The organism is Streptomyces sp. NRRL B-24572 (genome assembly GCF_002156145.1).
Taxonomy (GTDB): Bacteria; Actinomycetota; Actinomycetes; order Streptomycetales; family Streptomycetaceae; genus Streptomyces; species Streptomyces vietnamensis.
Window position 1 is genome coordinate 1 of the sequence record NZ_MWIG01000245.1, and the last position, 15,160, is coordinate 15,160.

The 15,160-nt window shown below is 67.4% G+C and carries 9 protein-coding genes and 1 pseudogene; 6 read left to right on the forward strand and 4 right to left on the reverse strand.

Annotated elements, in window-relative coordinates:
- Positions 1-35: 35 nt before the first annotated feature.
- Together CCN56_RS15325 and metG are read right to left on the reverse strand one after the other, a co-directional pair.
- The gene (locus tag CCN56_RS15325; protein ID WP_086827336.1) at positions 36-740 is read right to left on the reverse strand and encodes a restriction endonuclease; all 705 of its coding nucleotides are present in this window, start codon (positions 738-740) and stop codon (positions 36-38) included.
- A gap of 210 nt (positions 741-950) precedes the next feature.
- Complete coding sequence (metG, locus tag CCN56_RS15330) at positions 951-2,675, reverse strand: methionine--tRNA ligase (RefSeq protein ID WP_086827337.1); 1,725 nt, start codon at positions 2,673-2,675, stop codon at positions 951-953.
- 329 nt (positions 2,676-3,004) lie between these two features.
- On the opposite strand from metG, the gene CCN56_RS15335 reads away from it, so the two are divergent.
- Positions 3,005-3,736 (forward strand): creatininase family protein, encoded by a 732-nt coding sequence (locus CCN56_RS15335; RefSeq protein ID WP_218779414.1) that lies wholly within the window; start codon positions 3,005-3,007, stop codon positions 3,734-3,736.
- A gap of 235 nt (positions 3,737-3,971) precedes the next feature.
- On the opposite strand, the gene CCN56_RS15340 is transcribed toward CCN56_RS15335, so the two are convergent.
- Positions 3,972-4,757: a phytanoyl-CoA dioxygenase family protein gene (locus CCN56_RS15340; protein WP_086827341.1), complete on the reverse strand. Its 786-nt coding sequence runs from the start codon at positions 4,755-4,757 to the stop codon at positions 3,972-3,974.
- A 324-nt stretch (positions 4,758-5,081) separates the two neighbouring features.
- Between CCN56_RS15340 and CCN56_RS15345 the strand changes: the two genes are divergently transcribed.
- The 3 genes and pseudogenes from CCN56_RS15345 (at position 5,082) to CCN56_RS15355 (ending at position 6,996) form a co-directional block, all read left to right on the forward strand.
- A complete protein-coding gene (locus CCN56_RS15345) occupies positions 5,082-6,065 on the forward strand; it encodes a hypothetical protein (protein WP_086827343.1) in 984 nt (327 codons plus the stop codon).
- Between the two features lie 120 nt (positions 6,066-6,185).
- Positions 6,186-6,542, forward strand: a pseudogene (locus CCN56_RS15350) (XRE family transcriptional regulator); the annotation flags it as partial.
- A complete protein-coding gene (locus CCN56_RS15355; RefSeq protein WP_086827345.1) occupies positions 6,529-6,996 on the forward strand; it encodes an NUDIX hydrolase in 468 nt (155 codons plus the stop codon). The pseudogene CCN56_RS15350 and the gene CCN56_RS15355, both read left to right, overlap by 14 nt.
- Here the strand turns inward: CCN56_RS15355 and CCN56_RS15360 are convergent.
- Complete coding sequence (locus CCN56_RS15360) at positions 6,984-7,547, reverse strand: HD domain-containing protein (protein WP_086827346.1); 564 nt, start codon at positions 7,545-7,547, stop codon at positions 6,984-6,986. The two genes, CCN56_RS15355 and CCN56_RS15360, sit on opposite strands and share 13 nt — an antisense overlap.
- Before the next feature lie 385 nt (positions 7,548-7,932).
- On the opposite strand from CCN56_RS15360, the gene pglW reads away from it, so the two are divergent.
- Positions 7,933-12,600: a BREX system serine/threonine kinase PglW gene (gene pglW, locus CCN56_RS15365; protein ID WP_086827348.1), complete on the forward strand. Its 4,668-nt coding sequence runs from the start codon at positions 7,933-7,935 to the stop codon at positions 12,598-12,600.
- Between the two features lie 63 nt (positions 12,601-12,663).
- Positions 12,664-15,160: BREX-2 system adenine-specific DNA-methyltransferase PglX (gene pglX, locus CCN56_RS15370; protein ID WP_086827350.1), on the forward strand; the 2,497-nt coding region annotated here is incomplete at its 3' end.

The window sequence follows — 15,160 nt, forward strand, 5'->3', positions numbered from 1 at the left end:
CCCCCGCACCATCGTTTTCCGGCCGTCCTCGCCCTCTACTCGTACGTCTCCTTCCATCTCTCCCGATGCCGCCGGTCCCCTTGTCCCATGCCATTCACCGTGCCGAGCGACAGCAGCGAGGCGCCGTTGTTCCACAGCCCGAGGTGATCGCGATGGACGGCGAGGATGTCGTTCTCCGTGGCGAACTTCTCAGCCGGCCCGCTGAAGTACGTGGTGGCCACGAAGATCGCCACGTCGGCCTTGAAGTGCACCCTCGCGCCGAGCAGGTCCCGGACCTCCCGGCTGGGGATTTTGCTCTTGGGCGTGTACCGCTTGCACTGGATCACCATGCTCCGCCCGTCGGGAAGGACCCCCAGGACGTCAGCCCCGTTGTCGTGCGAGCCACCGACCCTCCGCACGTCGATGCACCCGTCGCGCCGGCACAGGTCCACGACGAAGTCCTCGAACTCCGTCCCCGTCATCGCGTCGACCTCGGCCAGAGTCCGGTGCCCAGCCTTCACAGCCTCGTCATGCCGCCACTGCCGATCACCGCTACGGATGAACCGATCGGTGTGCCACAACCACCACCCACCAGCGGTAACGCCACCGAGAACGAGCGCACCCACGAGATAGGGCCAGATCACGTTCCAGGAGGCCACCAGCACGACGACGCCCACGCTCCCAGCGATGGCACCGATCTTGAATCGCTGCTGGCGGCGCCTACGCGCAGCCGATACCCGCCGCTTCCGTGCCGCTGCCATGGCCCTCCCCTTGCTCCAGCACAGCAGGATCAAGGAGGCCGCACCGAACCGTAAGGGTGCTGATCAGCCAATGGCTGATGTCGTTCGCTCGGCCTGCTGGAGGTTGGGGGAGGGACCTGGCCGGTGTTGCATGTGTCGAAACCAGCAACGGTGCCGGGAGCCCCCCTGCCGCCCGATGAGAGTCGGGACGGCACGGGGCCGGGATGTCCGTCAGGCACCCGGGGCGCCGCCGAAGCGCTCACGGTAGGACTCCAGGTCCTCCTCCGTGATCTTCGCGAAGAGCACCGGCGGCACCGTGAAGGCGGTGCCTGCCGGGACGGTGTCCAGGGACTTGGCCTGCTCCGCCGTCACCCAGGTCGCGGTGTCGTTCCCCAGGGCGAAGGCACCGCGCATGGCGGCGGCCGACGTCGGGATGAACGGCTCGGAGACGACCGCGTACAGGTGGATCAGGTTCATCGCCGTGCGCAGCGTCAGCGCCGCGCCCTCGGGGTCGGTCTTGATCTCCAGCCAGGGCGCCTTCTCCTCCAGGTAGGAGTTGCCCGCGGACCACAGCGCACGGAGGGCGGCGGCGGCCTTGCGGAACTGGAGCGCCTCCATCTGCTCCTCGTACTCGCCGAGCAGCCGCGCGATCTCCTCGCCCAGCTTCGCCTCCACCTCGCCGGCGGCGTGGCCGGCCGGGACCTCGTCGCCGAACCGCTTACGGGAGAACGACAGCACGCGGTTGACGAAGTTGCCGAGGGTGTCCGCCAGGTCCTTGTTCACCGTGGCGGTGAAGTGCTCCCACGTGAAGGAGGAGTCGTCCGACTCGGGGGCGTTGGAGATCAGGAAGTAGCGCCAGTAGTCGCCGGGCAGGATCTCCAGGGCCGCGTCGGTGAAGACGCCGCGCTTCTGGGAGGTGGAGAACTTGCCGCCGTAGAACGTCAGCCAGTTGAAGCCCTTGACGACGTCGACTTTCTTCCAGGGCTCGCGCACGCCGAGCTCGGTGGCGGGGAACATCACCGTGTGGAAGGGGACGTTGTCCTTGGCCATGAACTGCGTGTACCGGACGGTGTCATCGGCCTCGTACCACCACGACTTCCAGTCGCGGGCCTCACCGTCGCTGGCGGCGTCCGCCCACTCCTTCGTCGCGCCGATGTACTCGATCGGGGCGTCGAACCAGACGTAGAAGACCTTGCCCTCGGCCGCGAGCTCCGGCCAGGTGTCAGCCGGCACCGGGACGCCCCAGTCGAGGTCGCGGGTGATGGCACGGTCGTTCAGGCCCTCGGTCAGCCACTTACGGGCGATGGACGTGGACAGGTGCGGCCACTGGTCGCTGACGGTGGCGATCCACTCCTCGACCTCGTGCTGGAGCTTCGACTGCAGCAGGAAGAGGTGCTTGGTCTCGCGGACCTCCAGGTCCGTGGAACCGCTGATCGCCGAGCGCGGGTCGATCAGATCGGTCGGGTCGAGCACGCGGGTGCAGTTCTCGCACTGGTCGCCGCGGGCCTTGTCGTAGCCGCAGTGCGGGCAGGTGCCCTCGACGTACCGGTCCGGCAGGAAGCGGCCGTCGACCGGCGAGTACACCTGCCGGATCGCCCGTTCCTCGATGAAGCCGTTCTCGTTCAGCTTCCGCGCGAAGTGCTGCGTGATCTCGACGTTCTGCTGCGAGGAGCTGCGCCCGAAGTAGTCGAAGGCAAGCTCGAACCCGTCGTACACGGCCTTCTGCGCGTCGTGCGCCTGCGCGCAGAACTCGGCGACCGTCAGCCCGGCCTCCTTGGCGGCCAGCTCGGCCGGCGTTCCGTGCTCGTCAGTGGCGCAGATGTAGAGGACGTCGTGACCGCGCTGGCGGAGGTACCTGGAGTACACGTCCGCCGGAAGCATCGACCCGACCATGTTGCCCAGGTGCTTGATCCCGTTGATGTAGGGAAGCGCGCTGGTTACCAGGTGTCGAGCCATCCTCGGATGCTCCATTTCGTACGTACGGCGCCGGTGGCGCTGCCACGGCGGGCCTAGGGCGGGAGGCTGCAAGCGACGATGACCAGGGTGGTCGCGAGGGACCGTCACACATGGTGACGGATCGTGGTTGCAGGCCGCTGTCATCGTATCGAAGGCGCTGGAACCCTTCGCGATGATTTGAGCGCCGGCCAGAACGGCCGAGAAGCGCTCGGCCGTCCGGGACAGGCGGCCAAGCGAGTTCCGGACGGCCGAGGCACCCCTCATTCTAGGACCGGGGTCTGCTGCGGAGTCGCTGGCGAAGCCCGAGGCAATCGGCGTGAACCTCCGCCGTGGCTGACGACAAGAGGAGTGCCGTGAACTTGCTGCCAACCGCTACCAGCACCGATGTCCTGGAGCGGCAGCCCCGCGTTGCTGTCCTGCCGATCGGGTCCTTCGAACAGCATGGCCAATACCTCCCGCTGATCACCGACACAGCGGTAGCGTGCATCGTCGGCCAGGAGATCGCCGCTGCCTACCCGGTGCACCTGCTTCCACCGATCACAATCTCGTGCAGCCACGAGCACGCGGCGTTTCCGGGTACGGTCAGTATCAGTGCCAAGACCCTGTTGGCGGTGATCGACGACATCCGGGCGTCCCTCGCGCGTTCCGGAGTCGACAAGCTCGTGATCATTAACGGCCACGGCGGGAACTACGTCCTGTCCAACGTGGTTCAGGAGGCGAATGTCGACGGCCCGACGATGTCCCTGTTCCCGCTGGGGCCTGACTGGTCTCGTGCCCGGGAGCGCGGGGGACTGGTGTCAGACCGGCACGGAGACATGCACGCCGGAGAGATAGAGACCTCGATCCTGCTGCATGCCGCTCCCTACCTGGTCCGCGACGGGTTCGCCGACGCAGACCACGATGGCGGTGATCGCCCGTTCCTTCTCGTCCGGGGGATGAGCGAGTACACGAAATCAGGGGTCATCGGCTTCCCGTCGCAGGCCACCGCGGATAAGGGGAAGGCTGTTCTGGAGAGCCTGCAATCGAGTTTCGCGCAGCACCTTGAAGCGCTGGGGGAGTAGACCTGATCACGCTGGAGTCAGCCGTACGCAACCTTGGCGGTCGGATGAAAAGTCGGCGGCCAGGGCGTGACCGAACGTGCCTCCCATGCCGGCCGCCCCTGTCGAGCCGGCCGGGGCGTCCACCGGCCCGCTCGGAGGTCACCCAGACTGCAAGTGCAGAGCCGTACGGATCTCCTTCAACCGACACCGCCGCCGACGAGCCTTCCAACGGGGGCGGTGCCGGCTGACCACTGCATTACGAGGACGTCAAGCCTCGCCGAATGGCGATCTCCACGGGGGAAGCACCATCCTCCCCCGCAATCTGAATCGGCTGCGCTGGGTACAGCGGTGGCTGGCCCAGGAACCGCGGGACCGCTCCTCGGTGGGGCTGCGCCGCGTGTACCAAGAACGGGTGACACAGGAAGACGTCCCCCCTGCCGGTAGCCAGTACTTGAGGGAAGCCAGAGGTCGCCTCGAAAAGTCCAGTGGCCGCGAGGTCGTCACTGCTCATGCCCTCCTCGCCGGCGGGCTCCAGACGAGAGGGGACCTGCAGGTGCGAGCCGACGCGGATCCGAGTCGGTGCGTCGTTCTCCGCGGTGTCGGAGAACAGGAAGAGCATCAGCAGCGCACGGCCGCGCGAGTGGACGTTCACCCACGGCGGGCCCGACTTATGCCCCTCGAGGTGGTAGCCGCCGTCGATGTGCCACCCGGCATCGCCCGGATCCCGGGGGTGGGGGAACCGGATGGGGATCGTGCCGATGCTCTCGCGAGGCAACCACCGGCCCGGCCCGACGAGCTGATCGAAGGCTGCGTGAAGCCGCGGCGTGTTCGCCGCCCGGCGGAAGGGCTCCTGAGCGCAGTTACTGAGCCGGATCACCGGCTCGGTCCACGTCTCCGGATCATCCGGGTCGCAGCCCGTCTCCTGCCAGCACATGGCCCGGCACTCGGCAGCTACCTCGGAGGGAAAGGCTTCGTCCACTCGGACGAAGCCATTCGCAACGAACTCCTCCACATGCAGCGCGGAAAGTCCTCTGCTGGACATGGCTGTCCTCCTTGACGGGAGTAAGTGCCCTGCAAGGGAAGCTGATTGCTATCTCGCTGTCGAAGCAATTTTGCGCACCGGGCATGTCGTCACCCTGTCTGACTTCGTGGTGGGCCCCGGGGAACGGCTGGCTTACCGAGAGCTCGGAACTGGGGAAGGAGGTTGACCGCACGGACAAGACAGTGCTTGCCGAGCTGACACCTGCGGTCACACGGCTGATTGGTTCTGGAGGTCGGACGGCACAGGCCGCCGTCGAGCGGATCGGCCCAGAGCCGCACCAGAAATCCCTCGCACAGGGCGGAGGATTTCCCTCACTCTTGCTGGATGCCGAACATCGTCACCCCTCGCTTGAGGTACGCATCCACCGCCACCCGACCGAGCTGGGGCGACCTTCCCCAGGGCATTCGCCAGCTGATCGCACGGCACCTGGGCGGAGCAGTGGACGTGGGGCCGAGCGCAGGGAGTGGCTTCACCAGCGGCTTCGCCGCAGTGGCCCAAGGGGCCAGCGGCACACAGTTCATCAAGGCGGTCAATGGCGAGATGAACGACGCGATCGCCAACTGCTACCGGCGGGAGGCATTGATCAACCGAGCGCTCCCGCCGGAGGTCCCAGCACCACGCCTGCAGTGGATCGAGGAACAGGACAACTGGGTGGTCCTCGGCTTCGAGGCAGTCGACGGTGGCCGTATGCCCGCCGAACCCTGGCAGCCCAACGAGCTGGACGCCACCCTGAACGCCTACGCCGCGACGGCCGAGGCGCTCGCCACCCCCTCTCCGCAGATGCTGGAACTCGTGCTCAAGCCGGTCGATGCCGAAGGCGACTTCACCGGCTGGCGTGACGTCCAAGCGGGCAGCGTGAAGCCGGAGATCCTTCCGGGGTGGGTGCCGCTCCGGCTGACGCCACAGCTGACCGGGCTGGAGAGCCAATGGCGGAAGGCCACAGCGGGCAACGCTGTCCTGCACCACGACCTGCGTCAGGACAACGTGCTCATCGACACCACTGATGCCGCGTGGATCTGCGACTGGAACTGGCCCTGCATCGGCGCAAGCTGGTTCGACCTCGTTCTGCTCCTCGCCACAGCATTTGCCGACGGTCACGACGCCAGCACTCTGTTCGCCGCACATCCCACCACCCGCGGAGTCGCTGACGAACAGCTCGACGCTGCCCTCGCCGCGCTCTCCGGCTTCTTCCTCGTCTCTGGCGCACAGCCGCCGGCGGATTGGTCACCACATCTCCGCCAACATCAGACATGGTGCGGCGAAGTCACTCTCCGATGGCTGGCCGACAGGCGTGGGTGGTCTCTATGAAAGGCTCCCACCAGAGCGAAGCCGTTCTCGAAGCGCACATGGCCATGGTTGAGCACGTCGCTGCGGACCGCTTTTCAGAGCGGGGCGGCATCACCTTGGGCCAGGTCCACCAGTGCGTGCGACCCCACCGGTGGGGCGGTCGCCGTCCGAGGCCGAGAGGAAGGGATCGGCGACACGCTCGCGGCGAAGATCCCCGCTTTCCTGACCTACTATCCTCCCCCTCTGGGCCAGCCGGGGTGCGAGGTACGACTGCACGACACCACCCTGTACACCTCGCTCTTCCTCTACGACGAGAACCTGCTGGTCAACCCACACGTATGGGGACGCCCGGCCAGCGCCAACCCGCTGCTCCACGTCAGACAGGGCACCGAAGGCGGCTGGTTCGACAACTACGCTCAGAGCTTCGACGCCGTCTGGGCCGGCGCACGGCCGTGGACACCCGACCAGGAGGGGACCGCCGCACATGGGCAGGACTGAGTACTACAACGACCCCGATGCCCCCAAGGCCAACACCCTCATCCCCGCCAGCAACCTGCTGGTCGTCGACGACAGCGGCGCCATCCTGCTCCAGCGCCGCCGTGACACCGGTCAGTGGGCGCTGCCCGGCGGCGCCCAGGACATCGGCGAGACCGCCGCCGAGTGCGCGGTGCGCGAGTGCCTGGAGGAGACGGGGATCGTCGCCGAGATCACCGGCTTCCTCGGCGTCTATACCAACCCGAACCACATCGTGGCGTACACCGACGGTGAGATCCGCCAGCAGTACGAGAGCACCTACATCGGCCGCCCCGTCGGCGGCGAGCCGACGGTCAACGACGAGGCCGATGGTGTCCGCTTCGTTCAGCCGGCCGACCTCGCCCAGTACGACATCCACGCCAGCATGCGCCAGCAGATCGGCGACTACCTCGTCGGCACCTACCCCTACCTGGGCTGAGCCGCCAGCGCGACATCCAGCCGCCCGGCGGCGGCGAAGATCTCCGGCGCCGCCCGGCGGATGAACCGCCCGACCACACTGTCGTCCCCGTAGCGGCCAAGGATCTCCGCGACCCGCTCCTCGGCAGTGGTCCGTCCGCCTTCGGGCGTCGTCGTCATGTCGCAGTACACGAGCGCGTCCACCAGCAGCGGCTCCTCCAGCAAGGGGAACTCGGTCGCGAGTTCCCGCCGGAGCCCTCGCTCCTCAGCCTCCATGAGCGCGAACGAGTGGTTCGCGACCAGCCGCGTCAGCCTCTCGTCGGCCCCGTGCTCGTCCCGAAGGAACCGCGCTCCGTCTAGTGGATGGAACCCCGTTACGGCCAGCCGCGGCGCGTACCCGACGTCGTGCAGCGTGGCGGCAGTAACGAGGAGGCCAGCGTCCTGGCCGAGAACCTGACTTACTTCGACTGCGCGCTTGGCCACTCCCTGTGTGTGCGCCCACCTCCGTGGAAGCGTGCTGCTGAGCTCGGCCTCCGCGACCTGCGTCGCCCATTCCTCGGTCAGATCACCCATGCGGGCTCTCTGCCCGGCGCTTGGCCCGCACAAGCCTGACCAAGGCTGTGCTTCGTCTGGGCTCCGGCTGGAAACGGCGCAGGGGGAGATCAGTGATGCATGGCAACGGCGCTCCTGCCGTAGCCCCACCACCGGCGGCTCCTGCGCCCACACGTAAGCGGCAGCGAGGGGCCATCACTGACATGCGATGGCCGATCTGTACCTGACCAGCGGGAACCCGGTGATCACGCTCGAAGGTAAAGATCTCCAGGAACCCCACTCCCCCTCTTGTTGTCAGTCCTGCCCTCTAAGATTCATCCAGCGGGGGCAGCCCGACGTTCCTGCGAACGGCGGCAGGATCGCGGTACGCGCAAATGTGCGCAAACGGACACAGGCGGGGAGTCGCATGCTGGAAGATCGGTGGACGATGGTCACCGAGTCCGAGCACGAGCACGAGCGCCGCGGCCTGGAAGCGATCCGCAGGCGTATGCCGGACGAGGAGCCGTGGCGCGCCTGGTCGAACTTCACGTTCACCGCGAACAGTGGCCATGTCCGCGAGGTCGATCTTCTGGTGACCGCTCCGGCCGGGGTCTTCCTCCTCGAGCTGAAGGACTGGCACGGTTCGGTACACGGCGGCGGCAACGACTGGGTGCAGACCACGCCCGGCGGGACCCAGCGGCGACACGGCAACCCCCTGCACCTGGCGAATCGGAAGGCCAAGGAACTGGCCGGCCTGATCAACGACGTCTCTGGTCGGCCCGGGGACCGGCCGAAGATCTGGGTGGGCGAGGCGGTCTGCTTCACCGATGACAAGCTCCGCGTGAACCTGCCGGCCGCCGATCTGAACGGCGTATTCACGGTCAAGCAGCTCGTGGAAATGCTGGCCGAACCGCCGGGTGACGCCCGGCGCCGGATAACGGCAGAGACGTCTCGCCGCGTCGGCGGGGCCCTGAAGAAGCTCGGCATCGCACCGATCCGCCGCCAGCATGAGGTGGGCTCCTATCTCCTGGACGCGAAGGCGTTCGACTCCGGGCCCACCTGGGCCGACTACCTGGGTCGTCACTCCCAGCTGCATGATCTGGCGCGAGTGCGCGTCTTCCTCAGCGAGCGCGGTGCTTCGGACGCCGAGCGGCGTTCGGTGGAGCAGGCCGCTGCCCGCGAGGCGCTGGTGCTCAGCCGGTTCCGGCACCCGGGTGCGGTACAGCTGAAGAGTTACCTGCCGTCGGGGCATCCGGCTGGGCCGACGATCCTGTTCGACTACCACCCGGAGACTCTGCGGCTGGATGACTTTCTGGTGCAGCACGGGAAGCAGATGGACCTGCGGGGTCGCCTTGCGCTCGTACGGCAGCTCGCGGAGACGGTGCGCTCCGCGCACTCACGCCGTTTCCATCACCGCACGCTGTCGGCGCACGCGGTGCACATCATTCCGCGTGATCGCGGCCCGCGCGGGCGGGAGCTCAGCGAGGAGCAGCGCTGGCTGAGCCCTTGGCCGCAGATCGCGGACTGGCAGATCGCTACAGGCCAGAGCGCCAGCCGTGGCCGGCCACTGACCTTGGCTCCTACAAATGTGTCCGGGTTCCACGTCTCGGAGCAGGCTGATCCGTATCTGGCGCCGGAGCTGAGGATCCCGAAGGCCGATCCGGTGCGCCTCGATGTGTACGGGCTCGGCGTTCTCACGTATCTGCTGGTCACCGGCCAGGCACCAGGCGCAAGCCAGAGCGAGGTCTTGGCCCGCCTGGAAGCCGGTGAGAGCCTGCGCCCGAGTGCCTTGGTTGACGGACTCAACCCGGACATCGACGACCTGGTGGAGGCATCCACCGCGTACGAACCGGGTCGGCGCCTGTCCACGGTCGACGACTTCCTGGAGATGCTGGAGTACGTCGAGCAGGCATTCACCGAAAAGGACTCCGTCGGCTCGGTCACAGCCGCAGGCACGGGCGGGGACGGCGGGTCGGGATCGGAAGCGGACGAGGATCGGGGCGAGCCAGAGAAGGACCCGCTGGAGGCCGTGGCCGGGGATGTACTGGCCGGGCGCTGGGAGGTTGTTCGCCGGCTCGGCACGGGCTCGACCTCTCGGGCATTCCTGGTGAGGGATCTCGCGGGTGAGCCGCGGCGTAGCGGCGCCCTGCCGGTGGCTGTGCTTAAGGTCGCGCTGAGCGAAGCCAAGCACGCGGTCCTCGACCGGGAGGCCCAGATCTTGGGTCGCATCCACCGGGATTCCAGCATCATCGCGCTGTACGAGCGGGAGCCGATGACTCTCGCGGGTCGTCGGGTGCTCGCTCTCGAATACGTCGGCGACAGCCGAGAGCTGAAGGACCAGGACCGTGGTGACGGGAAGGGACCGAGGCGGCGTGAGGACACCGTCGCCCGTCAGCTGCGGGACAACGGTCGCCTGGGCATGGACCAGCTGGAGGCGTACGGGAAGTACCTGTTCGGCGCGGTGGAGCACTTGGAGGCGGAAGGAATCTGGCATCGGGACCTGAAGCCGGACAACATCGCAATCCGGATCCGTCCCAACGGCACTCGACAGCTGGTGCTGATCGACTTCTCGCTCGCCGGCTACCCGGCGAAGGAGATCGATGCGGGCACCGAGGGCTACCTCGACCCGTTCTTGGGCATCATCACGCGCGGCTCGTACGACGGTCATGCTGAGCGGTACGCGCTCGCAGCGACATTGCATGAGATGGCATCGAACGAGCTGCCCCGATGGGGTGACGGTGCCGTTACGGCCCGGCAGACCGATCCGAAGGAGTGGCCGTACCCGCAGCTCGCCGCTGACGCCTTCGAGCCGGCTGTTCGCGACGGCCTGGTCGCCTTCTTCCGCAAGGCTCTGGCGCGGGACGTGAAGGACCGGTTCTCGGACCTGAAGCCGATGGAGCGTGCCTGGCAGGCGCTCTTCCTGGATGCGCAGCGGACAACGGCTCCAAGCTCCGGGCACGGTATGGCGGAAAGCGTAGGGACCGCGCAGGAAGCCGGGCCACAGATCGGACGCGAGGACGACGATGCCGCTGTCGAGCAGGTGCGTGACCAGCAGGCGACCAGGGCTGACCGTACGACGCCTCTGTCCGTGGCAGGTCTGACGCTCTCCGCGCAGTCCCAGCTGTTCGCCATGGGACTGAACACCGTCGGGGACGTACTGGAGTACTCGGCGAGGAAGTTCCTCACCGCGCCGGGCATGGGCTCGCGCACCCGGGAGGAGATCCAGCGCCGGCAGAAGGAGTGGAACCTCCGACTCGGCAAAGCGACCCCCGCACCACTGAGCGCGGAAGCCCGCAAGGCAGCCGGTCAGGAGATCACCGAGCTGGAACAGGCGGTCGCCGAATCGGTCGCCGCCGACGGTGGCAATGTCACTGACCCGCAGCTGCTGGGCGCGCTGAGCCTGGACGCGCTGGCCGCTCGCCTGGTCCCGAAGCCATCCAGCGGCAGCGCCCGCTCCAACGCCAAGGAGCGCGAAGCGGTCCGGCTGCTACTGAGACTGCCCAACGAGACCGGCAAGCTGCCCGAGGGTCTGGCATGGGTTCGGCAGCGGGACGTCGCCGACGCGGTGGGCCTGACCGCGGGTCGTATCCCGCAGATCGTGAAGAAGGCGCGCGAGCGCTGGCACCACGACACCGCGCTCGGGCTGCTGAGCGAGGAGGTGGTGGAACTCCTTGCCGAGCGCGGTCGGGTGGCCCCGGTGATCGAGCTTGCCGACGCGCTGATCGCCCGGCGCGGCACCCAGCATGTGGAACGGCGCGACCGGCGCGCGCTCGCCCTGTCGCTGCTGCGTGCGGTGGTCGAGCGAGAGAGCTACAACAACGAGGCCCCGCCGCTCTTCCGCTACTTCCATGCCCGGATGCCCAAGGGCGCCGATCCGGTGCTGGGCCTGCTCGCCCTGGACGTCCGGGAGGGCGTGGACGGCCCGGACACCCCGACGCTGCCCGCTCTGCAGGAATACGCGCTCAACCTGGGCGCGCGGGCCGACCGACTCGCGGACCTGGAATCTCTGCCGACGGCCAGCACCGTCCTTACCGAGCTGGACGCGGTGCGACGGCCGCCGGGAAACCTGGGCTGGGACGAGCGGCGCACCGCCGAGATCGCGGTGGCAGCCTCGACCCGAGCCGCTCTCACCCCCCGACTGGAGATCTACCCGCGCGACCTGGACCTGGTGCGCGCGCTGAGGATCACCCAGGCCGGTGTGGTCGCCGTCCAGCCGGGTGTCGAGGAGGAGCGACTGCCTGGCCTCACGGTTGACGCCCTGCACAAGCGAGTCACGACCCGATTCCCTGACCTGGGCACAGACCCGCTGGTGCCACGCGAGTTGCCCACGGGCAGCGCACTGGTCCGCTACCTGAAGCAGGCCGGCTTCGAGCTGAAGCTGGCGACGCGCTACGACAAGGTGCTCCGTCTCATCCCGGACCGTCCGGCCGGGGGCGCCACCGCCGGCCTGACCTCGGCGAGCTGGGGAGCCTCGGCGGCCCGTCGCTCCGCCCCTACCCAGTACGACGCGGACGCGGCCGTCGCCGCCGCGGTCAAGGCCGAACAGCGGCTCAGGCACTCGGCGCGACAGGACGGCTTCCGGGTCCTGACGGTGCCCCACCGGGGTGCTGAGAACGCGGTGCAGCACCTGGCGGACGAGCCGTACGGTGTGCGGCCGGTGTCATTGACCGGGCTCTTCGTGAACGAACTGCGCAGTGTGATCGGCGAGGCGGCCAGACCGACCTGGGAGACCGTCCTCAAGGCCGACGCCGCCGAACCCGGAAGCCGGGCTCACCAGCAGCTGCGCATCCGCACAGACAAGGCGTGGGGGCGCATCGAGCCGCAGCTGCGAGAGCGACTGAGGCAGGGGCAGGGACCGCTGCTCCTTACCGACACTGCGGTGCTCGCCCGGTACGACGCGCTGGACTTGCTCGTAAGGCTTGCGGAGGAAGCGCGGCAGGGTGGCAGCCCGCTGTGGTTGCTCGTCGCCCAGTCTGACCCGGCGAAAGCACCGCGGCTGGCAGGGCAGAGCGTGCCGTACCAGGCAGGGTTCGACGAGTGGATCGTCGTGCCCGATGCCTGGGTCGCGCGCAAACACCTCGCGCCGGACGCCTGACCCTCTTCTCCACCTGAACCGGCCTTCTTCCGCCCTCTCCGATTTCTCCACAGGAGCCGTTCCGTGATCGACCGCAAGAGCCTCCTCGCCGACCTGCAGAAGCAGGTCAAGGCGGCAGAGACCGACCTTGAGCAGCAGGTCAAAGCTGTCCCCGAGGTAGGGACGCGGCTGCGCGGTGAGTATGAGCAGGCCCGGAAGCTGGGCCGTACGGCGGCGACGTGGAACGCCTGGCTCGGGGAGCGGATCACCCAGGTTGCGGTGGCCTGGGTCCTCGGCACCGTCTTCGTCCGCTTCAGCGAGGACAACCGGCTGATCGCCGAGCCCTACATCACCGCCCCGGATGTGGCGGGGCGCGAGACCGCGCAGGCGCGGTACGAGGAGTACCTGGAGAAGGACGCCGACCCGACGTACCGAGGCTGGCTGGAGATGGCGTTCGCAGAGTTGGGCGCCGGGCAGGCCGGCCGGCTGCTCTTCGACCGCGACCACAACCCGCTCTATCAGATCCCGCTTTCGCATGACGGGGCGGGCGCGCTGCTGGCGTTCTGGCGGGAGCAGCGCGTTGGCGAGGGAGTGCTCGGCGGGGACGGCGACGGCGGTGCCGGCGGCCCTGTTCTCGTACACGACTTCAGCGATCCGCTGAGCGAGGACGGCACCGAGGGCTGGGACACCCGGTTCCTGGGCGACCTGTACCAGGATCTGAGCGAGGCAGCCCGCAAGACGTACGCGCTGCTGCAAACCCCGGAGTTCGTGGAGGAGTTCATCCTCGACCGGACTATGTCCCCGGCAGTGCGGGAGTTCGGCTTCGAAGAACTGAAGATGATCGATCCGACATGTGGGTCGGGGCACTTTGTACTCGGGGCGTTCCGGCGGCTGGTGCGGATGTGGGCATCGCAGCGACCCGAAGTCGGCCCGTACGAACGAGTGCGGGCGGCGTTGGAGTCCGTGCATGGGGTGGACCTCAACCCGTTCGCGGTTGCGGTGGCCCGCTTCCGGCTGCTGGTCGCGGCGATGGCTTCGAGCGGCATTCGGACGTTCGCAGAGGCGCGGCAGTACGAGTGGCCGGTCCAGCTCGCGGTGGGTGACTCGCTGCTGCCGACGGAGCACCGGCAGGAGGGACTCTTCGGCGACGAGCAGCTGAGCTTTGGCGAGAGTGTGGAATCGGGCGACGCCGAAGACCCGTACTACGCGCTGAGCACGGAGGACGTGTTCGAGTACCCGCAGATCCTGAACCGGGGCCGTTACCACGTGGTCGTGGGGAATCCTCCGTACATCACGGTCAAGGACAAAACGCTCAACGAGCTGTATCGCAAGCTGTACAGCGCGTGCGCGGGTACGTACGCACTGTCGGTCCCATTCGCGCAGCGCTTCTTTGAGCTTGCGGTTCGGGGCGACGAGAAGTCCGGGCTCGGCTACGGCATGGTCGGCCAGATCACGGCGAACTCGTTCATGAAGAGAGAGTTCGGTGCGAAGCTGATCGAGAGCTTCTTCCGGGATCAGGTCGAACTGACGGAGGTCATCGACACGTCGGGGGCGTACATCCCGGGGCATGGGACTCCGACGGTCATCCTCGTCGGCCGCCCGCTGGATTACACGGGCGCACGCCGAGCCACCATCCGCACCGTCCGGAGCGTTCAGGGGGAGCCAGCGGCTCCGGAGAAGGCGGAGGATGGACTCGTCTGGCGGGCTATCACTCAGCAGACCGACTCCCCAGGCTCCGAAAGTAACTGGATCAGCGTTAGCGACACGCGACGTGACGACCTGTCAAGACATCCATGGAGTCTGGCAGGAGGTGCCGCACCAGACATCCTGAAGATCGTCGAAAGCGCGGGGGTACGGCTGCGAACTGCGTCACAAGAGCTCGGCCTGTCTATCGTTACTGGCGAGGACAACGCTTTTGGCTCGGTGAACACTTCTGCCGCCCGCCAGCGAGGCGCCAGGCCCACAGCTGTCGCCAATGGCGATGAGGTACGGGATTGGGGACTTGCCGGCGCGACCTGGCTCACCAGCCCGTACGACCAGGATATGAAGCTCCTCGAAGGCGCGGAGATCGAGGACTTGCTGCGCTTCATGTGGCCACTGCGTCACGTACTGGAACTTCGAAAGCGCTTCAGTATCACGATGCTAGACCGAGGAATTCCTTGGATTTCATGGCGTGAGGTTTACGGCTCCCGCGTCAAGGCGCAAAAGTTGATCGTTTACGCAAAAGTGACGACGCACAATCACTTCTACCTGCAGACCGGCCGGATTCCCGTGAAGGACTCGGCGCAGGTAATTAAGCTCCGTGAGGACGCCACGGCGGAAGAGCATCTGGCGCTGCTTGGGTTGCTCAACAGCTCAACGGCCGGGTTCTGGCTCAAGATGGTTAGCCATGACAAGGGTATTCGTGGAGAGGGGGGCGGATTTACCAGCGACGACTGGGAGCGCTTCTATGAGTTCACCGGGACCAAGCTCCAGGAATTCCCCCTACCCTCCGGATATCCCACTGGCCTCGCCGCCGAGCTTGACGCCCTTGCCCAGCGGCTCTCTGCGACGACCCCCGGCGCCCTCGCCAGCGAGGGCG